The following is a 22549-nucleotide window of genomic DNA, read 5'->3' on the forward strand; positions in this document are numbered from 1 at the left end:
CCATGGGGCAACGGCCCGGGGCGCCTTCCGACGGAGTTGCGCGCACGGCACTCTCGCAGACCCCCAGCGCTCTTACGTCATACAGGTGCATGAAAGACCACGGACGCTTTTGTGTCATCTGTCCGATGGCCCGCCGCCGCCAGCAGCTACAGCGTGCCGGCTCTCCACCGAGCCTCCTCCGCGTCCAGGTCCGCGCGGTTCGGTATGCGGTCGCGTACGGTATCCAGCCAGTCGTGAACGCGCTCGTCGAGCGCTTCACCGCGTACCGCACCCAGTTGGCCGTCTGCGGCAAGCCCTGCCGGCCGTGCCGGCTCCGCCAACAGCCCGGCCGCCGCAGGGCTGCCGGAATCGCAGTCCCGGCAGAGAACCGTCTCCGTGAAGCCGTGGACCCGTTCTCCGGCCCGGTTGCGCCAGGAGTGAGGGTAGCGGGCCACCAGGACCACCGGGGTGTCGCAGCGTGGGCAGGCGGCGGCCGTTCCGGTCCCGGAAATCCGCAGTTCGGCGGCGGCCGCCTCGTCGGTCTTCGGTGTCATGCCGGGCCCGCCCAGGCGTCGGCACCGAAGGTGCCTTTCACGTCGGACGCGACGGTGGCGGCGTTCACCTTGGCCCGCAGGGCGTACACGGTCGTCCTGCGTGGGCTGCGGACGTTGAGGTGGACGGGGCTGTCGCCCGGGTGGTCCGCGAGGATGCGCTTGAGCTCCCGGACGGACCGTACGGTGATCCGGTGGGCGGGGAGGGCGAGCCGCACGGGCGGTCTCCCGCCGTGCTCGGCGGAGGAGACGTCCAGTACCGCCAGTTCCCTCCCGAAGATATTCACGGTCCCGTCCCGGTCCTCGATCTTGCCTTTGACGGAGATGACGTTGTCTTCGGCCAGCGCGTGCTGCACGAGCTGATAGGCGGCCGGGAAGAAGAGGACGTCGATGACGGCGTCACGGTCCGCGAGGTGCACGATGGCCCAGGCGTTGCCCTGTTTGGTCAGTTTCAGCTGGATGCCGGTGATCAGCCCGGAGAGCCGTACGTCCCCGGTGGTACGGCCGGAGGCGAGCAGTTCGGCGATGGAGCAGTCCCGGGCGCCGGAGAGGATGTGTTCGGCGCCGTCCAGCGGGTGGGCGGAGACGTAGAGGCCGAGCATGTCGCGTTCGGTCGCCAGGAGCTGCCTGCGGGGCCACTCGGCGTCGCCGATGGCGAAGTCGAGGCCGAAGGCCGGTTCGCTGTTTCCTTCTCCGCCCAGGTCGACGAAGAGATCGTCCTGGCCGAAACTCGCCGCTTTCTTCACGGGAATGATCGCGTCGATGGCTTCTTCGTGGACGGCGGTGAGGCCTCTGCGGGAGTGCTCCAGCGAGTCGAACGTACCGGCCTTGATCAGGGACTCCACGGCTCGTTTGTTCAGCGCGGGCAGATCGGCCTTGTCGAGGAAGTCGGCGAAGGAGGTGAACTCCCCTTTCCGGCGGCGTGCGTCGACGATGGCCTCGATGACGTTGTCGCCGACGTTGCGTACGGACCGCAGCCCGAACCGTACGTCGTCGCCGACGGCGGTGAACTCGGCGACGGACTCGTTCACATCGGGCTGGAGGACGCGGACGCCGTTCTTGCGGGCGTCGGCGAGGTAGACCGCGGCCTTGTCCTTGTCGTCGCCGACCGAGGTGAGCAGGGCGGCCATGTACTCGGCCGGATGGTTCGCCTTGAGGTAGGCGGTCCAGTACGAGACAAGGCCGTAGCCGGCGGTGTGCGACTTGTTGAACGCGTATCCGGAGAACGGGAGCATGACGTCCCACAGGGCCTTGACGGCCTCCTCGCTGTATCCGTTGTTCCGCATTCCGTCGTGGAACTTGTTCCATTCCGCGGCCAGCACCTCCGGCTTCTTCTTACCCATCGCACGGCGCAACAGGTCAGCGCCGCCGAGGGTGTACCCGGCCAGCTCCCGGGCGATGGCCATGATCTGCTCCTGGTAGACGAGCAGATGGAAGGTGTTGCCGAGGATCGGCTCCAAAGCCTCGCGCAGTTCGGGGTGGATCGGGGTGATCTCCTGGCGGCCGGTCTTGCGGTGCGCGTAATTGGTGTGCGCGTTGGCGGCCATGGGGCCGGGCCGGTACAGGGCGTTGACCGCCGCGATGTCCTCGAAGCGAGTGGGTTCCATCTGCTTCAGCAGGACGCGCATACCGCCGCCGTCGAGCTGGAAGACACCGAGCGTGTTGCCCTCGGCCAGCAGCCGGTACGTCCTGGCGTCGTCCAGCGGGATCACGACGGTGGACGGGTCGTCGTCCAGGGGGTCGACGGTGGCCAGGCTGATGCCGCGGTTCTCGCGGATGTTCTCCATCGCCTGGTCGATGACGCCCAGGTTCCGCAGCCCCAGGAAGTCCATCTTGATCAGGCCCATGGCTTCGCAGGAGGGATAGTCGAAGCCGGTGATCTTCACGCCGTCCGCGGCGCGCATGTGCAGCGGGATGCGGTCGGTGAGCTTCGTCTTGGAGAGGATCACCGCCGCGGCGTGCACGCCGGTGCCGCGGGTGAGACCCTCCACCCCGCGTGCGGTGTCGATGACCCGCCGCACGTCCTGCTCGTTGTCGTACAGCTGCCGGATCTCGCCGGCTTCGCCGTACCGCTCGTGGGAGGCGTCGAAGACGGCGGCCAGCGGGGCGGACTTGCCGTTCTGGTCCGGCGGGAGTGCCTTGGTGATCCGCTCGCCGTGGGCGTAGGGGTAGCCGAGGATGCGGGAGGAGTCCTTGATCGCGTTCTTGGCCTTGATCCTGCCGAACGTGTTGACCATGGCGGTGTACTCCTCGCCGTACTTCTCGGTGACGTAGCGGACCATCCGGTCGCGCTGACGGTCGTCGAAGTCGAGGTCCACGTCCGGCGGGTTGATGCGCTCGGGGTTCAGGAACCGTTCGAACAGCAGGCCGTGTTCGAGGGGGCACAGCTCGGTGATGCGGGTGGCGTAGGCGACGATGGAGCCGGTGGCGGAGCCCCGGCCCGGCCCGAGCGGGATCCTGTTCTTCCGTGCGTGGCGGCAGATGTCCGCCACGACGAGGAAGTAGGAGCTGAAGCCCATGGGGCCGATGACCGTCATCTCGGTCTCGAAGCGGTCCAGGATGTGCTGAGGGACCGGGGTCCCGTAGCGCATGGCCAGCCCGTCGAGGACTTCCTTGCGGAGCCACGACTCCTGCGTCTCGCCTTCGGGGACGTCCGGGAACCGCGGCATCTCGTCGACATGGTCGAAGACCTCGTCGTAGGACTCGATGCGCTCGGCGATCAGCAGGGTGTTGTCGCAGGCTTGCGGGAGTTCCGCGAACAGGGCGCGCATCTCGGCGGCGCTCTTGAGGTAATAGCCGGAGCCGCTGAAGCGGAAGCGGCCCGGATCGTCCTTGTTCTTGCCGACGCCGATGCACAGCAGGCTGTCGTGGGCGTCGGCCTGGTCCTCGGTGACGTAGTGGGCGTCGTTGGTGGCCAGGAGGGGGATGTCCAGTTCCCCGGCCAGGCGCAGCAGGCCGTCCCGGACCGTACGCTCGATGTCCAGGCCGTGGTCCATCAGCTCCAGGAAGTAGTTCTCCCGGCCGAAGATCTCCTGGTAGGCCGCGGCGGCGGCCTTCGCCTCGTCGAACTGGTCGAGTCGCAGCCGGGTCTGGATCTCGCCGGAGGGGCAGCCGGTGGTGGCGATGATGCCGTCCGGCCGTCCGGCGATCAGCTCGCGGTCCATGCGCGGCTTTCCGGCGGGGAACTGGCCTTCGTAGCTGGCCTGGGTGCTGAGCCGGAACAGGTTCCGCAGGCCCTGGCTGTTCCGTGCCCACATGGTCATGTGGGTGAAGCGGCCGCCGCCGGAGACGTCCTTCGACCCCTCACCGTCCGCGTTCACGGCGCGGCGGCCGCCCGGCCCCCAGAACTCCTGCTTCCGGGCGAAACGCGAGGAAGGGGCCACGTACGCCTCGATGCCGATGATCGGCCTGATCCCCTCGAACCCCTTGGCGACCTGCGCGAACTCATAAGCACCGAACATGTTGCCGTGATCGCTCATGGCGATCGCCGGCATCCCCTGCCGGGCCACCTCGCCGAACATCGGCCGTAGCCTCTGCGCGCCGTCCAGCATCGAGTATTCGGTGTGATTGTGCAGGTGAACGAAGGAATCCGGCACGTGCGGGTCGCCTCCAGGGTGAGGGGGTGGCCACCGTCCCGGCCCGAGACGCGAGGGTGGCCCTGTCGGTGGCCGGCCGCACCGGCTTCGGCAGGCGGCTGTACGGCCCGTCGCGCCCGGCCGCCGGCCTTCCGCGAGGCCGGCGCCAAACCAGGCGTTGACCGACGACATCAAATCGAGCGCGGAGGCCTGCGATCAAGCAACCGTTTCCCCGGCCACACCCAACCGTTGGTTGTCCGCCTAGGATGGGCGGCATGGACCTCACCGCCGTGCGCACCTTCGTCACCGCCGTGGATGCCGGACAGTTCCAAGAAGCCGCTTCCGACTTGTCGATCACCCCGCAGGCGGTGTCCAAGCGCATCGCCGTGCTGGAGAAGGACCTCGGCGTGCGACTGTTCAGCCGTACGGCCCGCGGGGCCCAGCTGACCATCGACGGGCAGGCGTTCCTCCCGTACGCCCGGGCTCTCCTGCAGGCCGAGGAACGGGCGGCCGCTTCCGTACGGCCGGGGCGCCGGGCCTTGCGCGTCGACGTGATCGGCCGCCGGCTCTCGGTGGCGGGTCTGCTGCGCGACTTCCACCGTGCGTATCCCGGGACCGATCTCGATGTCGTGACCCTGTTCGACTTCGACACGGCCGTCGCCGCCGTCCGGTCCGGGACGATCGACGCGACCTTCCGCGCCGTGTCCATGCCGGGCCGGCAGCTCCCTGACGGCGTCGAGGCCACCGCGGTCTTCGACGAACCGCTGTACCTGTTCACCGGACCGGCCCACGAGTTCGCCGCCGCCCGCGCGGTCTCCCCCGCCCAGCTCGCCGGGCGCCGGATCTGGATGCCCGGCAACCTGCCCGGCACCGAGTGGGCCGCCTATTACGACGAACTCGCCGCCACGTTCGGTCTCACCATCGACGCGGTCGGCCCCAACTTCGGTATCGAGCCCCTCCTCGACACGATCGCGGACTCCTCGACGCTGGCGACCTTCGTCAGCGAGCAGACCCCACTGGTCTGGCCGGCCGGCCACGACCTGCGGCGCATCCCTCTGCGCGACCCGACCCCGGTCTACCCGCACTCACTGATCTGGCGCACCGACAACCCGCACCCCGCCCTCACCGCACTGCGCGACCACCTGGCCTCCGCCTACCCCGGCCGTCCCGGGAGCGGGGTCTGGACACCGGGGTGGGTGCGGCCGACTGCCGGGGGTTAGCCCCACCTGCGGACGGGTGGTCAGCAGGATCGTTCCGGGCGGCCGCGGCCGGAGATGCTGGGCCCCGCGGGTACCACTGGTGTCCCGGTTTTCCATCCCGGAGGAGTTGGCTCGTGCGTGAGCAGGCATGGCAAGGAATTCGTTCGTCCGGGCAGCGGGGTGGACGGCGGAGAGCCGTGTCGGCCGCGGCCGCGGTGGCAGCCGGCATCCTGACGGTGGGCGCCCTGGCCTCGCCCGCGTCGTACGCTGCCGCCAGGCCGGAAACCGTTCAGCAGGGCCTGAACTCGCTGGTGCGCACCGGCGGCGTACCCGCCGCGCTGGCAACCGTCAAAGGCCGCGAGGGCCGTATCCGCTCGTACACCGCGGGAAGCGGCGACCTGGCCACCGGCGCGGAGGTGCCGCGGGACGGACAGGTGCGCATCGGCAGCAATACCAAGACGTTCACCGCGGTGGTCGTGCTGCAACTGGTCGCCGAAGGCAGGGTCGGCCTCGACACCCCGGTCGACTGCTACCTGCCCGGTGTTCTGCGCGGGGACGGGATCGACGGACGCCACATCACCGTCCGCCAGTTGCTCCAGCACACCAGCGGTCTGCCCGATTACAGCAAGTACCTCGGCGACGACATCCGCCGTTACGAGCCCCGCGAACTCCTAGGCCTGGCCCTCCGGCACCAGGCCGACTTCTCCCCCGGCGCGCGATGGGCCTACAGCAACACGAACTACCTGGTGGCGGGCCTGCTCGTGGAACACGTCACCGGCCGCACGCTGCCCGCGGAGATCGACCGGCGCGTCATCCGGCGCATCGGGTTGCGCCACACCTACTTCCCCGCCCCCGGCGAGGTGGCGATCCGGGAGCGCCACCCCAGGGGGTACTTCCGCGCATCGGCAGGCGCGCCGCTGGTCGACGCCACGGAATGGGACCCTTCCTGGGCCTGGGCGGCGGGCCAGATGGTGTCCACCACCTCCGACCTGAACCGGTTCCTCACCGCGCTGTCGTCCGACCGTCTCCTCCCGAAGGCGCAGCGCGTCCAGATGCGCACCACCGTCCCCGCAGGTCACCCCTTCCCCTCCGGTGCGCGTTACGGGCTGGGGATCGTGAGCACGCCGCTGTCGTGCGGCGGCGTGTACTGGGGACACGGCGGCAGCATGACGGGGTACGAGACCCGGGGCGGCGTCACCGAGGACGGCCGCGCCGCCGGGGTCGCCGTGACCACGCAGCCGAGCCAGGCGGTCAAGGAGCGTATGGACGGCGTCGTGGACGCGGCCCTGTGCCGTTGAACCGCGCCGCCGGGGGTCCGGCGGGCCGTCGCGTGAAGCCGGAGCCGGGTCCACGCGACGGCTCGCCGCCCCCGTTTTCCCTTCGGCCTACGCCAGGCTCGCCGCCTGGGCGGTGTTGAAGACGGCCTGTTCCTCGGCGCCGAAGTGGGTGGAACTCATGTTGGGGCCCTGTACCCAGCCGAGGATGCCGATGATCTGGGCGGGGTCGTCGTAGCGGGAGAAGACCCCGACCTGGAGGCCCGTACCCGTGACGGGATCGAAGTTCTGCAGCAGCGCACCTCCGCTGCATCCGGGTGACTGCGCCCCGGCCATCACGTCGTTGTAGTAGACGGGATCGTTTCGCGTGGTGCCCTGGGTGACCATGAGGCTCCGGCCGTCGAAGGTCCGCTGGAGGGGGGCGGGCACGTTGCCGGGGCGGTAGTAGTTGCGTTCGTTGATGGTCGGGTAGCCGAAGATGTGGTTGGTCTGGTTCTGCGGCTGGTCGAAGCCGGCCTGCTGGCCTCCGGTGACCTCTTCGATCGGGCGCGGGTCGTCGGGGTTGTCCACCAGGACCGCGGCCATGTCACGCCCGAGCAGCCAGTCGGCGCTCTGGCTCCAGGTGTTGGTGATCCACTGGCGGGTGGCTCCCCAGACCCCGTACGGGGCGATGTCCTTGCCGGGCAGCTTGGTGCTGGACGTGTCACGGGGCAGGCCGGCGCCGTTGAACCCCGGTATGAAGACCATGTTGGTGGCGACGACGTTCCCGAAACCCACATTGAGCGGGGTGTGGATGCGCAGGCAGTGCGCGGCGGTCAGCACGACGCTGCGGTTGGCGCTGGTCACCACGTTGCCGGAGCACGAGGACGTCGAGACGGCGCCGGTCTCCACGTCCGTGTACTCCATGAAGATCTTTCCGGCGGTGCGCGAGACCAGCCCCTGCTTCCGGGGCCACGGCTTGCTGAGATCGTCCCAGCCTCCGGGGGGCGCGGTCGCGTCCCGGTCCTCGTTGTTGAGGCCGGCGTCGGCCATCTTCCCGAGGGTCCAGTAGTCCACCTCGGCCCGCAGCCGCTGCGGGTAGTCGGCGCCGGCCGGGACCAGCGGGCTGAGTTCGAACGCGGGGACCGCGGCCGCCCGGGCCGGGGGCGCCGCGGTGAGCAGCGCGGCGACCAGCGCGAGCAGGCCGAGTACGGTGGTGAACGCGCGTCGTGACGGCATTCCGATGGGCAACGCTTTCCCCTCCTTCAGGGTGTTTCGTGGGATGTCCGTGCCGGCGGCCGGCCTCACGGGTTGGAGGTCACTTCGAAGCCCGCGCCGAAGACGCCCGCGGGGACGGCGCGGTCCCGGGTTCGCAGGTCGGCGAGGATGTTGGCCGAGCTGGTGTACTCGAACGGCGGCAGGGACAAGGTGATCGCTTTGGTGATTCCCGCCCATGGTCCCGAGGCCTGGAAGTTGTTCTCCTGGGAGGGGAGTTCGGTTCCCGGTACGTGCCGGATGGCCGGTCCGCCCGAGTCGCCCGTCAGGTTCGCGGCCGCCGACCGGTAGATGCCGTCGGTGTTGTCCATGATGGTGCCGAACCACACACCCGTCTGGCCCGAGACGATCAGCTCGTTGTCTCCGGTCGCGAGGAGTCGCTCGGTGTCGAGGGCGGGGTGCGGTGCGTTCGGGCTGACGGCCCCGCCGGGGACCTTCACCTCGCCGGTCTGCTTCAGGTAGGGGCCCTGCGCGGAGAGCGTCACCTCGGGGACCAGCTCGATGATCATGTAGTCCTTGGTCATGTGCCCCGTGCCCGAACCCTCGGGGTCCTTGAAGTAGCGCACATACCCGATGGGGCCGAAGCCGGTGTCCGCCCGGTCGTACACGGGCGCCACGTTGTCGTGGATCTCGCGGTCCGCGTACGTGCCGTCCGGGTCCTGCAGGCAGTGGCCTGCCGAAATGGCGATCCGGTGCCCGTACTTGTCGGTGCCCACCGCGCCGATCGTGCAGAAGGGGAACGGCAGTGACGGACCGAAGAGGATCTGCATCCCGTTGTGGACGCGCTTGCCCGCCTCGGCCCGGGCGGCGCCGGCTCCCACGGTCCAGATGAGCGTGAGGCTCAGCAGCAGAACGCACAGTCGTTTGATCATGTACGGAACCCTGTCTGTCGGGAACGGTCGGGTGCGGTCGGGAGCGGGAGGTCAGGCGGACGCGAAAGCCGCTTCGAGACGCGGGACGAAGTCCACGAGGTCCTGTGCCCAGCAGCCGCTGGTGTGGCCGCCGTCGCACGTGTCGCCCCAGCCGGAACCGTCGCCGTAGTCCACGTAGTGCGAGGGGTAACCGAGCGCGTCCAGACGCTCCTTGGCGTGCTGGGACGCCGACTGCACCCAGAATTCCGGCTCGGTGGAGCTGCCCTTGCCGTTGCCGGTGTAGATCGAGACGCCCATCCCGGCCCGGGCCAGTACGTCCATGTGCGAGACCGGGTCCGCCTCGTTCCAGCGCCAGTCGGCGCCCAGGATCGGGTACGGCGTGCCGAAGACCGCGTCGCTGGACACCGGGGGCCCGAAGTCGAGGCTGCACGTGGGGTTGGAGCTGCCGCAGAGCGGAGCGCCGATATTGGTGAGCGTGGCGACGACGGCCGCGCGCATGACGGCGTGGTTCATCGAGAGTTCGTTGGCGCCGGAGAGCGTGGCGACCTGGCTGAACAGGCCGGGGTGCCGCTGGGCGTAGTGCAGGGAGCCGAAGCCGCCCATCGAGAGGCCGGCGACGGCCCGCCCCTTCTTGGCCGCGACGGTACGGAGGTTGGCGTCGATGAACGGGATCACCTGGCCGATGTGGAAGTTCTCCCAGTTCTGCGCGCCGGCGGCGGTACCCTGGTCGAGCCAGCTGGCGTACCAGCCCCTTCGGCCGCCGTCCGGAATCACCGTGATCATCGACTGGGCCGCGGTGAGGGCGGGATAGGCCAGGTTCGGGTTGCCCGGGTCGTCGGACGCGCCGTGCAGGAAGTACAGCACCGGGTAGCGCTTGCCGGGGTTGTCGGCGTAATCGCGGGGCAGCAGGATCCGGATGCGGTGCGCGCCGGCGACCTCGGGTGTGGTCACGGTGACCACGAAGTTGGTGGCGGAGCCGGTGGCGGAGCCGGCCTGGGTCAGGCCGAAGCCGTCGGTCATCTCCGGCGGGAGCGGGCCCGCGGCCTCGGCCCGCGGGGACGGCAGGCCCAGGAGAAGGAGGGCCGCGGCCACGGCGACGACTGCTGCCTTCGCACGCGAGAGCCGGGCGGGCAGAGCTGATCTCATCAGGTGTCCTCGGGGTGGGCTGGAGGCGATGTGTCCTCGGGGCGGGGCGGAGGACCGGGGGCCTTCGGAGTGGGCTGAGGGCCAGGTTGACCGACACGGCCGGCTGGAGGCCGTGGGGCGGGTGGTTCAGCCGGTCACCGGGCATCCCATCGCATCGCCCCGCGCGACGCCATAGGCGCATGTGGCGCAGTTGGGCCAGTGGCGCGAGTGCGCTACCCGCGCAGTAGGCTCCGGTGGCCGGACAGACCGGCTCCGTACGGCGAGGGGGAAGTCGTGCACGACGTGCTGGACCCGGATTCCGACCGCGGACGGGTCTACCGCTCCCTGGTCGGTCACCCGCGCGAGTCCGCCGGACGGTTGGCGGCCCGGGCCGGACTGAGCGAGACGGCCGTGCGGGCGGTGCTCGCGGAACTCGCCGCCGAGAACATCGTCGTGCCGACGGACGCCGGGGCCGCGGAGGCCGCTTGGGACGCGTTGCCGCCCACGCAGGTCGTCGAGACGCTGCTGCAACGCGATGACGCCTTACGGACGGCCTTGCGCCGGACCGGTACCGAGCTGGACCGGCTCTACCGTTTCGCCAGGAGGGACGCCGGTCACTACGGCGCGCTGGAAGTCGTCGAGGACCCCGCGCGCGTCCTGGCGGTCAGCCGGCAGCTCCAGCAGTCGGCGCGTCACCAGATCCGGGTCATCGACGTACCGCCGTATTCCGGCACGTCCGACCATTACCTCGCGCAGGAAGCGCTGCAGCGCGAGCGGATGGCCGCCGGAGTCGTCTACCGGGCCATCTACCACGGGTCCGCGTTCGACGACCCCATCGCGTGGCCCAACATGGCCCGCATGATCGAGGCCGGGGAACAGGCGCGGACCCTCGACGATCCGCCCATGAAGCTCGCCATCTGCGACAGCGACCTGGCGGTGGTCACCCTCGCCGCCGACGACCACCCCGGGGTCGTCTCGCTTCTGATCCGCCCGTCCGGCCTGTTCCAGGCGCTGTCCAACGTGTTCGAGTCCCTGTGGCGGCTCGCCGTTCCGGTGTCGGCCGTGGGCATCGGTACGCAGATCGACGCCCGGGACCGCCAGATCCTGACCCTCATGGCCAGTGGGGCCACCGACGACGCGATCGCCAGGCACCTGGGCGTGGGCCGCCGTACCGTCGTACGCCGTGTCGCCGCCCTCCTGGACAGGCTGGGCGCCACCACCCGTTTCCAGGCGGGAGTTCAGGCGGCACGGCGCGGCTGGCTCTGAGGACGTCGGAGCCCGCTTCCGCCGAACCCCCTGAACCTCCGCCCCCGCTCACTCCCCGCGCGCGCCGTCGGCCGCGGTGAGTACGGCCGAGACGCTGTCGCGGGCCGGGCGGGCGGCGTCCGCTCCCAGGAGCGAGGAGGTCACCATGGCGCCTTCGACCAGGATGTGGATCTGCTCGCCGACGCCGCGTGCGTCGGGGTAGTCCTCGGCGAGTTCGGTCAAGTAGGCGCGGAGCAGGGTTTTGTGTTCCCGTACCGCCTCGGCCACGAGCGGGTGGCGCTCGTGGCCGAGACCGCCGATCTCGGCCCAGGTGTGGTGGAAGATGGTGTCCCCGCCATGGAAGACGCGCAGGCCGGCGCACTCGACCACCCAGGAGAGCTGCGGGTCCCCCAGCCCGTCGAGGGAAGGCCCCGCGCCGATACGGAACGGGCCGACGGTGCGCTCCTCCCACGGCCACACGACCTCGCTCGCCACGCCGTGGTCGCGGAGCGAAGCCTCCGCTTCACACGTCCACTTGAGGTCGTCGTCCGGCCCGGTGACCGGCTCGGGCCGGTACACGGGCGCGCCGGGGGCGAGCGCCTTGCGGATCGCCACCGGGTCGGCGTGATCGGTGTGCAGGTGCGTCACCAACGCCGCCATCGTCTCCCCGGGGCGGGAGGCCGGGGGGAAGGTCTCGTCCGAGTACAGCGGTGCGGTGTTCTCGATGAGGTCGATGACCAGGGTCCGTACGCCCGTACGCGCACCCCGACTCGTACGGGACGCCGGGGCCACGCCCGCATCTTTGTGGCTTCCGCCGGTACGACGGCTCGCCGGGGTGCGGGAAGACTGCCCGCCAACGGCAGCGGCGCGCCCCGGGAGGCAGCCGCGTCGGAGACATGACGAAGCGCGGAGGAGGACAGCGCGGTGAGCGTGCAGCAGTACGACGAGATCGGCGAGGCGTTCGAGGGCTTCAAGACCCTGCCACTGGCGCGGTACGGGGAGGTGCCCAGCTTCCTGGCCATGGTCGGGGACGTACGCGGCAAGTCGGTCCTCGACCTGGCTTCCGGCACGGGCTTCTACAGCAGGGAGTTCAAGCGGCGCGGCGCTTCAGAGGTGTTCGGAGTCGACATCTCCGGTGAAATGGTCGCCGTGGCACGGGCCTTCGAGGAGCGTGATCCGCTGGGGGTGCGCTACGAGGTGGGCGATGTGGCGGACCTGCGGCCCCTTGGGCGGCGCTTCGATGTCGCCACGGGGGTTCAGCTGCTCAACTACGCGCCGGACGTCGCCGCGATGGAGCGGATGTGCCGCACCGTGCACCGGAGTCTGCAGCCCGGCGCCGAGTTCTTCGCGCTCGCCCAGCGGCCGGACTACCGCTTCGACGGGCCGTCACTGGCCAAGTACGGCTTTCTCTGCGAGCCGACCGGCGAGGAGATCGAGACCGGGCCGCGCGTACGGATCACCGCGCTGCTCGACCCGCCGATCTCGTTCGTCGGGGCCTGCCCGCGCCGCGAGGTCTACGAACAGTGTGTGCGGGCAGCCGGGTTCGGCAAGGTGACCTGGGTGCCGCTGGAGATCTCCGACGCCGGTGTGCGCGAGTTCGGTGCGGACTTCTGGGCGGACTGCCTCGCCAATCCCCCACTGGAGATGCTGCGCTGCCGCGCCTGACGGCCGATCGGCCGGTGCGCACCAGTGGCCGGGGCGGACAGGCAGGCGGGCGGGCGGGCCGAGGTCAGGTCGCGCCGGGCCGGTGGTCCTCGCCGGGGAGTGTCGTGCGGTCCGCTTCGTCCTGGACGAGCAGGGAGAGCAGCGAGGCCACACTCAGTCCGGCTTCGGCCGGGTGCCGCAGGATCTTGCCGGGTTCGATGTGGTAGGCGTTGGCGCGCCCTTCGCGGACGTGGGTGAGGTAACCGTCGCCCTCCAGGTCGGCGATGATCTTCTGGACGGCGCGTTCGGTCAGCCGGCAGTGAGCCGCGATGTCGCGGATGCGGGCATGGTGATTGTCGGCGATGGCGGCCAGCACCCGGGCGTGGTTCGTCACGAACGTCCATCCGGCGTGCGGCGCGGGCACGTCATTCATGCGCCGATCCTACCGATCAGCAATTCGCGCACCCAGATGCACGTAATATTCTTCATGTATTGCTTGACGGGTGTGAGCCGGTGGCCGAGCCTGGATGCGGAGGCAGGTGAGCCGACAAGGAAGAGGACGGCCATGTCACAGGCCATGCCGGAGTCCGCAAACAGCGCATTCCCCCGCACGGGGCAAGGCACCGGGCGCGTCGCCACGGCGGCACCGGGAAGCCTTGAGCCGTATCTGGTGGCCGTCGAGGTGGCCGCGGCCGGTGACCGCGCCGACGTCACGGTCCGGGGAGAACTCGACCTGGAATCCGGCCGGCACGCCGAACCGGCCCTGCGCGCGGCCCTCGGCCACGCCGTTCACGGTCTCGACCTGCACCTCGACGCCGTGCACTTCTGCGACTGCGTCGGCCTGGGCACGCTGCTGCGGCTGCGCAGCCGGGCCCTGAACCAGAACAAGACCGTCACCATCCGCACCAGCAGCCGCGCCATCGAACAGATCCTGGACCTGACCGGCACCCGCGGTCTGTTCGGCGACTCCCGGCCAAGGCGTCCGGACCCGACGGGCCGGACGCCCGGACCGGCCCGCACTACGCGTTGAGCGAGCTCTCGAACTGCAGCGTCCACGTCTCCTGGAAGTCCGGCTTCGGCGGCACCAGAACGATCTGCGCGCCACGGTGACTGGAGCGGAAGGCGAGGCCCTTGTCCGACAGGATCTTGACCCCGCCGAGGACCCTCTCGAAGGTGAACTTCGCCCACTCGCCGCGCGGTACGGCGTTGACGAAGAGCTTGTCCTCGTGGAGCACGAGGCCCGCCGACTCGTGCTGGGCGAGGTGGATCACGTACGGCGACCCGGGGACGGGCTCGAAGGGCTCGATGATCCATTCCTGCTCGTCCGAGAACGGCTGCAGGCGGTCGGTGATGACGGGAGCGCCGTTCTTGGTGGCGTACTCGGTGGCCGACAGCACGGCCGAGGGGCCGATGATGTGGGCGTGGATCTTGTAGATACCAGGGTTCACCGGGACGGGAGCCATGGGAGGTGTTCCTCTCTCGGTTGGCCGGCGGTACTGACGAGGCGCTCTGAGGCGCCGTCCCACCATCGGTGCGCCGCCCGGCCGCCGTACACCACCAAATGCCGCCATGCGGACTACGGCGCGGATCGACCGGCCGCTCCGTGCCGGCCCGTGACTCCTGGGATGCGGGGTACGGAACGGCGTCCACGGGGTGCTCCGGGGCCGCCCATTCGGGCCTTCCGGCCAATGGCCGGTTGCCGGTTGGCGGCGTCGGCCCCGTGGGGATACACCGGCTGCCGCCGGTCATTTGGTGCGGATGTGCTGCCCCTCGGGGCCGATGGTGACGTGATGGTCGTTCCATTCGGGCCAGCCGAGGTCCTTGTAGGAGCGGCGGGAGCGCTGGGCCCGGGTCTTCATGAAGGAGACGGCCTTGATGAGGTGGCCGGTGGCGTTGCCGCGGCCGTCACAGACGAGCCTGAGCAGGGCGTCGGTGTTGTAGGGCGTGTCGAGCGGGGTGACGATGACGCCCCCGGGACGCACCTGCCGTGGCCAGGCCGCGGGGATACGGCGGACGGCGGCCGTGGACAGGATCCGGTCGTACGGCGCGGCCGCGGCGTAGCCCGCTTCACCGTCCCCGACCACGGTGTGCGGGATCAGTCGGAGCGCGGCGAGGTTGTCGGAGGCCCGCTGGGCCAGGGCGTCGTCGATCTCCATGGTGACGATGTTGCGTGCGCCGACGCGGTGGGCGAGCAGCGCGGTGGTGTAGCCGCTGCCCGTACCGATCTCCAGGATCTTCTCGTGCGGCTGCGGGTCGAGGTGATGCAGCATGTCGACGATGACGGCGCTGCAGGAGACGGAACTGGTGAAACTTCCGCCGGCGGCGGGCCCGTCCTCGGGCCGCACCCGGCCGTCGTCGATCTGCGTGATCAGCGCGGTCAGCGGGCGGTAGACGGCCCGGAGCCACTGGCGCGGCCGTACGGTGCGGTCCAGCAACGGGTAGTGCCCGTCCTGCGGGTTGGGCCACCAGACCCGGTCCGGGACGAAACCCTCCCGCGGCACCGCCAGGAATGCGGTACGCAGCCAGTCACGGCCGTGGAAGTACCCGCCGTCGTACCCGTCGATCGCCGCCGCGCACGCTTGCCGCAGCGACGCCGCGTCCACCATCCCGGCCCGGGGCCGGGCTACTCGTCGCCCTCGTCCTGCGGCGGGGCATCATCCTCCGGCACCGGATTGCCCGGATCCCCCGGACTCGCATGCTCCCCGCCGACCTGCCCGTTCTGCTCCTGCCGATGCGCCACCACAACTCCCTCGGAATGACCGGACGACCGGACGACCGGATGCACCACCACCAGTCTCCTGCGCCCGCCCGGGAAACACCACCACATCGCTGAGGCCGCACCCGATGGTGTACCGACGGGTGCGGCAGGGAGCAGGACCGGCCGAGGCGAAACGAGCAGTGACCGCTTACCGCGTCCGGCTCGCCGCACAGGTTGCCCGGCCCCTCCGTGTCACGGTCCGGTCGAGGGGTCCTGTTCCTGGCCGGGGCCGCGGGTGTGGAGGCCGACGGCGCGGGTCAGGTCGTTGTCCGGGAGCGGCAGGGGGCGCCGTATGCGGGGTTTCGCCCCGAGGTAAGGGGCGTCCACGGTGAGGACCAGCGCGCCGGCTCCGGCCGCCGAGGCCGCCGCGGCGGCCTCGGCGGCCTCGGCGGTGCGGGCGGCGGCATCGCGGTCCCGCAGGCCCGAGCGCGGCCTCCGCCGCCGCCAGGCGGCGGCCCACAAGATCCTCCGATGCGGCATGCTCTGCCGGAACACCCGCTCCAACAGCGCATGAGGACATGAGGAGATGGCCATGGTGGACTGCTTACTGGTACGCGCCTTCGTCGACGACGACGGGGAGTTCGGGAATCCCGTACTCGTCGTGAGGGAACCGAACGACGGGGGGCTCCCCCAGGACCGGCGGCAGGAACTGGCCGACCGGCTCGGCATCCCCGCGGTCGCCTTCGTGCGCTCCCCGCCCGCGCGGCGCGCGCAGATCGCGATCCACGGCTCCTACGGGCTGCCGATCCGGTTCGGCGGCCACCCCGTGCTCGGCACGCTCGAAGCCCTTCACCACCTGGGACACACGGTCGAGGAGATCGTCCCGGAGGCCGGACCGGTGGCCTGCCGCCGTGACGACGCGGGCATCTGTTGGCTCACCGCCCCCGCCACCTGGTCCAAACCGTGGCGGCATCTGCGGATGACGTCCGCCGCGGAGATCGACGCACTGACCGAACTGCCCGCCGGGGAAGATTTCACCCAGGTCTGGGCCTGGACGGACGAGGCCGCCGGCGAGGTCCGCGCACGGCTGTGGGCCCCGCGTATCGGCAAGGGCGAGGACGAGGCGTGCGGCAGCGCGTCGATGCTGCTCACCCTCCAACACGAGCGTCCGCTGCGGGTCCTGCACGGCCGGGGCTCGGTCATCCGCACCTCCCCGGCCGGTGGCGGCCTGGTCGAACTCGGCGGCCGGTGCGTGGTGCAACCGCCCGCCGAGAAGGTGGCCGTGGAGGTGGGCCGGGCTTACGGCCTGGGCTGAGGAGTACGCGGACGCACCGCCGCGGCAGCCCGTTCGGGCCGCCGCGGCGGTGCGGGGACGGTCGACCGCGCGGAGTCGCGGACCGGCGCCGGCTTCCTTACTTCTGCCGGACCGGCGGGCAGTGACCCGTCTCCTCGCCCACCGAGTTGATCTCGGCGTTGGACCGCGAATCGGCCGCATAGTTGATCTGGTCCGTGCACTTCACCCCGGGCTTCTTGGGGGTGCCCGACGGCTTGGTGGCACCCGAGGACGCGCCACCGCCGTCCGCTTTCTCCGGCACCGGGCAGCGGCCCGTCTGCTCGCCGATCGAGTTGATGTCGGCGTTCGACCGCGGGTCCCCCGCGTAGTTGATCTGGTCGGTGCACTTCTCCCCGGACTTCTTGGGGGTACCCGCCGACGTGCCCCGGCCGTCCGTCTTCTTCGACGACGCACCCGACTGGGCGCCGTCGCCGGACCCCTGGGTGGCCTTGGCGGTGGAACTGCCGGGCTGCGGGGCGCTCGCAGCGGCGGACGAGGACGCCGCGCCGGCCCGGCCGTCCTCCTGGCAGGCGGTGAGCCCCAGGGCGGCAACGGTGATCACCATGGCGGCGGCGGCCTTGCGGGCGTGGCGGAGTGTGGTGCGGTGCGACATGTTGTCCCCGTTCTTTCCATGCGATGTCGAGCGGAGCCGAGCCTCGTCGAGCGGTGTTCCGGCTTGCTGAGAACGAGACTGCCGAATCCCGCTGATGATCTGTCGCCGTACGGCTAACGCTTCACTAACGCCCACGGTGGAGCGGCAAATGTCCGCCTTCACCTTGTCTGGCCGGCGGTCAGCCGGCCGGCGTAAGGGCTAGTTGTTGCAGGTACGTGCCGAAGCCGTGGGTGGCACGGGGGTCCGTACGGCCGGAGGTGCGGACCGGGCAGCGGTCCGTTCTGAGGATGCGGGCGCCGACGCGTTCCAGAGCCTTTACCAGGGCGTGGTCTTCGCTGTGCACGAGCGCGGGAAATCCTCCTGCGCGGTGGTACGCGTCGGCCGCGACTCCCAGGTTGGCGCCGTGTACGTGCGGGTGGGCCCAGGGGCGGTCGCGTTCCGGCCGTCCGGCGAAGTACAGCGTGTGGTGTTGTCGGGCGACCGCTGCGCTCAGTGTGGGGTGCGGGGCCACACGTATGGTGCCGACCACGCAGTCCCATCCGGCAGCGGCCTGTTCGACCTGGTGGGTCAGCCAGCTGGCGGGTACGAGCGTGTCGGCGTCGGTGGTGGCGATCCAGGCCCGGTCCGCGGCGGCGGGTCCGAGGAGGCCGAGACCGTGGGCGATGGCGGCGGCGCGGGCCGCGCCGACGTTGCGCTCTGCCAGTTCCACTACGTGCGCGCCGTGCCGTCGGGCGAGTGACGCGGTGGCGTCGGTGCAGGCGTCGGCCGCGACCACGGTCACCACGGGCACCCGCCGGGCCGCCAGTTCGGGGTGCTGAGCGGCCCTGCGCAAGGCGTGCAGTGCGGACGGCAGGGCCGCGGCCTCGTTGTGCGCGGGGACCGCGACCACGAGGGCTGTCGGGGGAAGTGCCGGGTGGTTCACACCAGCCCCTCGGCTGCCGCGGGTGCGGGGGCGGCGCTGCCGTCCGGCAGTCGCCGGGTGAAGGTCTGCAGCACGAAGTCGGCGTCGTTCAGCCGGGTGACGGGGGCGAGTCCGGGCACCGCGGTGAACAGCGGGGCGAGCTGGGTGCCGGTACGGAGGTGGTCTTCGACCGGGTGGTCCCAGTGCACGGTGACGAGGGTTCCGCCGGGCTGGAGGCTGTCCACGGTCCGCTGGAGGATGTCGTGGAGCGTGGCGTCGTCGAAGTAGTACAGCAGTTCCGAGAGCACGATCAGATCAAACGTTTCTTCAGGCCACTCGTCCGGTATCGCCATGGGCCGTACCTCGACGTGCGGCTGGTCCTCGTTGCGCCGGGCGGCCGCTTCGGCCGCCGCCGGAACCCGGTCGGCGGCCAGCACCTTCCCGCACCGCCCGGCGAGCAGCCTGGTCAGGACGCCGACGGAGCAGCCCGGCTCGAAGGCGCTTCGGTAGCGGCGGCGGGGCAGCGCGGCGACGGTCAGGGCGTACTTCCGCTGCTCGTACCACCGGCCCGCCAGGTCCCAGGGGTCGGCCGACCCGGCGTACATGGTGTCGAAGTAGGACGGGGGCGTGGCCCGGTCCCGGTTCGTTCTCATGTGAAGACCACCTCGAAGGGGCGCATGTGGTGGGCGAGTTCACCGGGCGGCAGGATCACCTCGTCCTGGTCCGCACCGAGCGGAGCGATCTGGCTGGTGAACCGGTGGATCGCCGCCTGCTTACGCGCCTGCGCCGAGGGCGGCAGCGGCAGCCGGCGGGCGGCGGACCACGGCACCCGTGGGTCGTCGGGCGACGCCCAGTGCCACATCCATATCGGGTAGTGCCAGAGCGGCGTGCCGGTCTGCCGGGCGGCAGCGGCCGCGGCCCGCCCCGCCGCCTCGTGGTCGGCGTGCAGGTCGCCCGTCCACGGCGCGACGCACAGCGCGGCACCGGTCTCCCGCAGCACCGTGCCGAGCTCCCGTGTCAGCTGCGCCTCATGGGCGTCGACACCGGTGTCGGGGATGTGCAGCCGGTACGTACGGTGTCGGTGCAGGGCCAGCTCACCGAGCGCGCGCTCCAGCTCGGCCGCACGCAGCGCGGCGATCCTGCCCGCCTCCAGGTGCGGGTGCGACCCTTCCCCGTCGGTGACGGTCACGACGTGGACCTCACTCGTGAGCTGGGCCATCGTGCCGCCGAACCCCAGAACCTCGTCGTCGGGGTGGGCGGCGACCACCACGACGGGCCCGGACGGCGGCCGGGTGACGGGCAGCCGCGCCAGCCCGGACCAGGCCGCCCACTGCTCTTCCGGGGTCCCGGGGGCGTCGATCGCCCCGGCAGCGGCCTCACGGTCGAAGGAGCCGATCACTTTCGCGGCCCCGCTTCCGGCCCGACCAGGACCCCGAGTTCCGCGAGGTTGCGGTCGGCGTGGTGCTGGCGGATGTACACCGTCAGGTCGACGGCATTACGGGCGTGGCGCGGGTCGTGGCACAGCGGCCCGGCGCCGGTCGCCCGCCCGACCCGGTCCAGTACGTCGCTGCAGGCCCGTTCCGCGATCGCCCGTACCCGCAGGCTGCGCAGCCGGGCGGTGTCCGAGCGGTCCAGCGGATCGGCGTCGATGGCCCGCGCGGCCTCCCACAGCACGGTCTCCGCCGCGTGCAGCGCCACGTCCACCGCGCCCAGGTGCGCGGCGGTCAGCGGGTCTTGCGTACGGGCACCCGCCTGCAGTGTGTCGGCGACCGCCCGGGCCCCGCCGAGCCAGCAGGCGGCGACTCCGATGCCGCCGTGCTGGAACCCCGGCCGGTCCAGATAGGCCCCCACGCCGCCGACCGGCCGGCCCGGCACCGCCGTGAAGCGCACGTCGGGGGTGTCGCTGCCCGCCATGCCGATGGCCTGCCAGGTGCCTTCCAGCGGTTCGTAACCGGGGTGGTCGGTGCTGACGGCGAAGAGCCTGCGCCCCTCCGTGGTGTCGGCCGTGACCAGGCCGTGGGTGCAGGAGTGCGCTCCCGAGCAGTACGCCTTGAGGCCTTCCAGCAGCCACCGATCGCCCTCCTGGCGCGCTTGGAGGCCGGTGCCGGGCGGCTGCGCGGCCCACACCCCCCAGCGCTCGCCGGGGCCGGGTGCCGTCTCCCCCAGCTCGTTCAGGATGGCTGTGGCATCGGCATGGCCCTCCGCCAGCCGGGCCAGCGACAGGTCGGTGCGGCCCAGCGCGTACAAGGCGGCGAAACGATCACGAGTCCGTCCCGCACCCGGCAGCGGCAGCTCCCGCGCCCCCGCGTCCACCCAGGCGCGGAATCGTTCCGCCACCGACCGCCGCACCTCTTCGGCATCCGGAACGAGTCTCGTCTCCAGGCCCACATTCACGCCACGTCCCACCTTTCTCACGGCCGTGACCGGCAGTCGCCTCCAGGAATTCCCGGCCCGCACGTCGTCGTGGGCCCGGCCCGATCCGAATACCCCGCAATCGATCTCTTATACGGCGCCTGCGCTCAGCCTCCGTCCGCGCCACCCGTCACACGTGTCCCGCCCGGAACCACCGACGCCACCACCCGACCTCACCCACCCTTCGCCACTCTCCGTAAACGCACCACTACGGTTGCGCAAACACACGCCCTGTCGAGCTGGTCGGCCAGATCAGCCAGGTCGTCGGCGTACAGGTCGAACCGGTCCGAGGAAGTGGGCGGGTCGCCGACGGGACGGGCGACGTAGGCCGTACGCAAGCCGTGAGCCTGGGCCGCGCGCAGGTCCCACGCGTGGGTGGCGACCATCAGCAGTCGCTCCGGCGCTGCTCCGGAGACGGTGACGGCCAGTTCGTAGACGGCCGGATCGGGCTTGTAGGACCGGGCGTCCTCGGCGGACAGGGCCTGGTGCCAGCGCCGCCCGGCGTGGGCGTTGAGAGCCGGCAGCGCCGCCCTGCTCGCGTTGGAGAGGCCGATCAGCGGGAACCGTTCGGCGAGCCGGGCGAGCCCTGCCACGATGTCGGGCCACGGCGGGAGCCGGCGGCCCGACGCGGCCAGCGCCGCCACGGCAGCCGGATCGTCGACTCCGGCGGCGTCGGCCACCGACCGGGCGGCCTCCAGGTCAAGCGCGTCGCTCGTCAGGTAGGGCCGGGCACCGTCGAGGATGCGACGCTGCTCGCGGTCGACGTGCCGCTGCCACAGCGACAGCAGCCGCTCGACCCCGGGCTCGTCGAGCGACGGGGCGAGCTCGCAGATGCCCGCGCGGATACCGGCGGGTTCGTCAACGAGCGTACCGAGGATGCCGAATACGACGGCTTCGATCTTCAGCTCCGGCATGAGGGGCATCTCCCGACCTGTTCAAGGGGCACGTGAGGACGTAGCCATGGGCCGAACACAGCGGAACGCCACCCCAATTCCCCGCCCTCCACACCAGAACCTCACGCCCCGTCAGGCGGCCGGCCGACCGACGAGACCCCAAGACCGGTTTCGTATCACCGGGCATACCGGGTGACGCCGGCGAATATCCCGTGCCGAGCCGCCGCCCGAAGTGCAGACTCACTCCATGGCGGACATGGCGGACATGCGGGCATTCCGGGACGCGGTCACCGGCTGGGCGGCCGGCGGCCCCGGCGGGCCGGCGAACGACCTGGCTGGGCGACTGCGGGTACGGACAGCGGTGCTGCTGGAAGGGCCGAGCGACCTGGCGGCCGTCGAGGCGCTGGCCGATCGGCGCGGCCGGGACCTGACCGCCGAGGGCGTGTGCGTCGTACCGATGGGCGGAGCCATGAGCGTCGGCCGCTACGCCGGACTCCTCGGACCGCCCGGCCTCGGCCTGCGCCTGGCAGGACTGTGCGACGAAGGCGAACAGCGCTTCTACGACCGCGGCCTGCAGCGGGCACGGGCGCCACGCCGGAACTTCTTCGTGTGCGTGACGGACCTGGAGGACGAGCTGATCCGCGCACTGGGCACGGCAAGGGTCGAGGAGATCATCCGGGCCGAGGACGACCTCCGCGCCTGGCAGACCTTCCAGCGCCAGCCCGCACAGCACGGACGGCCACAGCACCAGCAGCTACGACGCTTCCTCGGCACGAAGAAGGGCCGCAAGATCCGCTACGGCCGCCTCCTCGCCGAGGCCCTCGACCCCGGACAGGTACCGCTTCCGCTCGACGACCTGCTGACGAGTCTGTGAGTGCTTGCTCCGCCGAGAAGCCTCTCGCCGTCGCGCCGGATCTCGCGCCCGAAGGCGAAGCGCGTACCGGCTGACGGTGAGCCGGTACGCGTGCGCCGCTGTCAGGG

General features: G+C 71.1%; 23 protein-coding genes. 7 read left to right on the forward strand and 16 right to left on the reverse strand.

Features of this window, described 5'->3' with window-relative positions:
* Positions 1-146 precede the first annotated feature (146 nt).
* A complete protein-coding gene (locus ACZ53K_RS28010; protein WP_468841671.1) occupies positions 147-533 on the reverse strand; it encodes a DUF6300 family protein in 387 nt (128 codons plus the stop codon).
* Positions 530-4126: a DNA polymerase III subunit alpha gene (gene dnaE, locus ACZ53K_RS28015; RefSeq protein WP_468841673.1), complete on the reverse strand. Its 3597-nt coding sequence runs from the start codon at positions 4124-4126 to the stop codon at positions 530-532. The genes ACZ53K_RS28010 and dnaE overlap by 4 nt, the downstream gene beginning before the upstream one ends.
* A gap of 254 nt (positions 4127-4380) precedes the next feature.
* On the opposite strand from dnaE, the gene ACZ53K_RS28020 reads away from it, so the two are divergent.
* Both ACZ53K_RS28020 and ACZ53K_RS28025 read left to right on the forward strand, forming a co-directional pair.
* A complete protein-coding gene (locus ACZ53K_RS28020; RefSeq protein ID WP_468841675.1) occupies positions 4381-5325 on the forward strand; it encodes a LysR family transcriptional regulator in 945 nt (314 codons plus the stop codon).
* A 176-nt stretch (positions 5326-5501) separates the two neighbouring features.
* On the forward strand, positions 5502-6602 hold the full coding sequence (locus ACZ53K_RS28025; protein ID WP_468841677.1) for a serine hydrolase domain-containing protein: 1101 nt from the start codon (positions 5502-5504) through the stop codon (positions 6600-6602).
* Positions 6603-6689: 87 nt separating this feature from the next.
* Here the strand turns inward: ACZ53K_RS28025 and ACZ53K_RS28030 are convergent, their stop codons facing one another.
* Genes ACZ53K_RS28030 through ACZ53K_RS28040 form a run of 3 tightly spaced genes read right to left on the reverse strand, consistent with a single transcriptional unit; the run spans position 6690 to position 9850 of the window.
* Positions 6690-7808 carry a trypsin-like serine peptidase gene (locus ACZ53K_RS28030; protein WP_468841679.1) on the reverse strand — a complete coding sequence of 373 codons (1119 nt, stop codon included), beginning with the start codon at positions 7806-7808 and terminating at the stop codon, positions 6690-6692.
* A 53-nt stretch (positions 7809-7861) separates the two neighbouring features.
* Positions 7862-8704 (reverse strand): chymotrypsin family serine protease, encoded by an 843-nt coding sequence (locus ACZ53K_RS28035; protein ID WP_468841681.1) that lies wholly within the window; start codon positions 8702-8704, stop codon positions 7862-7864.
* 51 nt (positions 8705-8755) lie between these two features.
* Positions 8756-9850, reverse strand: coding sequence for an alpha/beta hydrolase (locus ACZ53K_RS28040; protein WP_468841683.1), 1095 nt, complete (start codon positions 9848-9850; stop codon positions 8756-8758).
* Between the two features lie 273 nt (positions 9851-10123).
* On the opposite strand from ACZ53K_RS28040, the gene ACZ53K_RS28045 reads away from it, so the two are divergent.
* Positions 10124-11095 carry a LuxR C-terminal-related transcriptional regulator gene (locus tag ACZ53K_RS28045; RefSeq protein ID WP_468841685.1) on the forward strand — a complete coding sequence of 324 codons (972 nt, stop codon included), beginning with the start codon at positions 10124-10126 and terminating at the stop codon, positions 11093-11095.
* Between the two features lie 48 nt (positions 11096-11143).
* On the opposite strand, the gene ACZ53K_RS28050 is transcribed toward ACZ53K_RS28045, so the two are convergent.
* Positions 11144-11866, reverse strand: coding sequence for an MBL fold metallo-hydrolase (locus ACZ53K_RS28050; RefSeq protein ID WP_468841687.1), 723 nt, complete (start codon positions 11864-11866; stop codon positions 11144-11146).
* Between the two features lie 132 nt (positions 11867-11998).
* Here ACZ53K_RS28050 and ACZ53K_RS28055 point away from each other — a divergent pair, with 132 nt between their 5' ends.
* Positions 11999-12739, forward strand: a complete 741-nt coding sequence (locus tag ACZ53K_RS28055; RefSeq protein ID WP_468841689.1) for a class I SAM-dependent methyltransferase — start codon at positions 11999-12001, stop codon at positions 12737-12739.
* Between the two features lie 64 nt (positions 12740-12803).
* Here ACZ53K_RS28055 and ACZ53K_RS28060 read toward each other — a convergent pair whose 3' ends face one another.
* Positions 12804-13151 (reverse strand): helix-turn-helix transcriptional regulator, encoded by a 348-nt coding sequence (locus ACZ53K_RS28060; RefSeq protein ID WP_468841691.1) that lies wholly within the window; start codon positions 13149-13151, stop codon positions 12804-12806.
* Positions 13152-13283: 132 nt separating this feature from the next.
* Here ACZ53K_RS28060 and ACZ53K_RS28065 point away from each other — a divergent pair, with 132 nt between their 5' ends.
* Complete coding sequence (locus ACZ53K_RS28065) at positions 13284-13748, forward strand: STAS domain-containing protein (protein WP_468841693.1); 465 nt, start codon at positions 13284-13286, stop codon at positions 13746-13748.
* On the opposite strand, the gene ACZ53K_RS28070 is transcribed toward ACZ53K_RS28065, so the two are convergent.
* The 3 genes from ACZ53K_RS28070 to ACZ53K_RS28080 all read right to left on the reverse strand — a co-directional run bounded on the left by ACZ53K_RS28070 (position 13738) and on the right by ACZ53K_RS28080 (position 16010).
* Entirely contained in the window at positions 13738-14181 is a 444-nt protein-coding gene (locus ACZ53K_RS28070; protein ID WP_468841695.1) for a hypothetical protein, read from the reverse strand. The two genes, ACZ53K_RS28065 and ACZ53K_RS28070, sit on opposite strands and share 11 nt — an antisense overlap.
* A 282-nt stretch (positions 14182-14463) precedes the next feature.
* A complete protein-coding gene (locus ACZ53K_RS28075; RefSeq protein ID WP_468841697.1) occupies positions 14464-15324 on the reverse strand; it encodes an rRNA adenine N-6-methyltransferase family protein in 861 nt (286 codons plus the stop codon).
* 344 nt (positions 15325-15668) lie between these two features.
* Positions 15669-16010 (reverse strand): hypothetical protein, encoded by a 342-nt coding sequence (locus tag ACZ53K_RS28080; protein WP_468841699.1) that lies wholly within the window; start codon positions 16008-16010, stop codon positions 15669-15671.
* Between ACZ53K_RS28080 and ACZ53K_RS28085 the strand changes: the two genes are divergently transcribed.
* Positions 16009-16731: a PhzF family phenazine biosynthesis protein gene (locus ACZ53K_RS28085; RefSeq protein WP_468841701.1), complete on the forward strand. Its 723-nt coding sequence runs from the start codon at positions 16009-16011 to the stop codon at positions 16729-16731. The two genes, ACZ53K_RS28080 and ACZ53K_RS28085, sit on opposite strands and share 2 nt — an antisense overlap.
* Positions 16732-16828: 97 nt before the next feature.
* Here ACZ53K_RS28085 and ACZ53K_RS28090 read toward each other — a convergent pair whose 3' ends face one another.
* The 6 genes from ACZ53K_RS28090 to ACZ53K_RS28115 all read right to left on the reverse strand — a co-directional run bounded on the left by ACZ53K_RS28090 (position 16829) and on the right by ACZ53K_RS28115 (position 21589).
* Positions 16829-17362, reverse strand: a complete 534-nt coding sequence (locus tag ACZ53K_RS28090; RefSeq protein ID WP_468841703.1) for a hypothetical protein — start codon at positions 17360-17362, stop codon at positions 16829-16831.
* Positions 17363-17540: 178 nt separating this feature from the next.
* The gene (locus ACZ53K_RS28095) at positions 17541-18284 is read right to left on the reverse strand and encodes a glycosyltransferase (protein WP_468841705.1); all 744 of its coding nucleotides are present in this window, start codon (positions 18282-18284) and stop codon (positions 17541-17543) included.
* Complete coding sequence (locus ACZ53K_RS28100) at positions 18281-18916, reverse strand: SAM-dependent methyltransferase (RefSeq protein WP_468841707.1); 636 nt, start codon at positions 18914-18916, stop codon at positions 18281-18283. The genes ACZ53K_RS28095 and ACZ53K_RS28100 overlap by 4 nt, the downstream gene beginning before the upstream one ends.
* Entirely contained in the window at positions 18913-19662 is a 750-nt protein-coding gene (locus ACZ53K_RS28105) for a PIG-L deacetylase family protein (protein WP_468841709.1), read from the reverse strand. The genes ACZ53K_RS28100 and ACZ53K_RS28105 overlap by 4 nt, the downstream gene beginning before the upstream one ends.
* Complete coding sequence (locus tag ACZ53K_RS28110) at positions 19659-20657, reverse strand: acyl-CoA dehydrogenase (protein ID WP_468841711.1); 999 nt, start codon at positions 20655-20657, stop codon at positions 19659-19661. The genes ACZ53K_RS28105 and ACZ53K_RS28110 overlap by 4 nt, the downstream gene beginning before the upstream one ends.
* Before the next feature lie 191 nt (positions 20658-20848).
* Positions 20849-21589 carry a haloacid dehalogenase type II gene (locus ACZ53K_RS28115; RefSeq protein WP_468841713.1) on the reverse strand — a complete coding sequence of 247 codons (741 nt, stop codon included), beginning with the start codon at positions 21587-21589 and terminating at the stop codon, positions 20849-20851.
* Positions 21590-21824: 235 nt separating this feature from the next.
* Here ACZ53K_RS28115 and ACZ53K_RS28120 point away from each other — a divergent pair, with 235 nt between their 5' ends.
* Positions 21825-22442 carry a TOPRIM nucleotidyl transferase/hydrolase domain-containing protein gene (locus ACZ53K_RS28120; RefSeq protein ID WP_468841848.1) on the forward strand — a complete coding sequence of 206 codons (618 nt, stop codon included), beginning with the start codon at positions 21825-21827 and terminating at the stop codon, positions 22440-22442.
* Positions 22443-22549: the final 107 nt, after the last annotated feature.

The organism is Streptomyces sp. NPDC033221, from assembly GCF_055577005.1.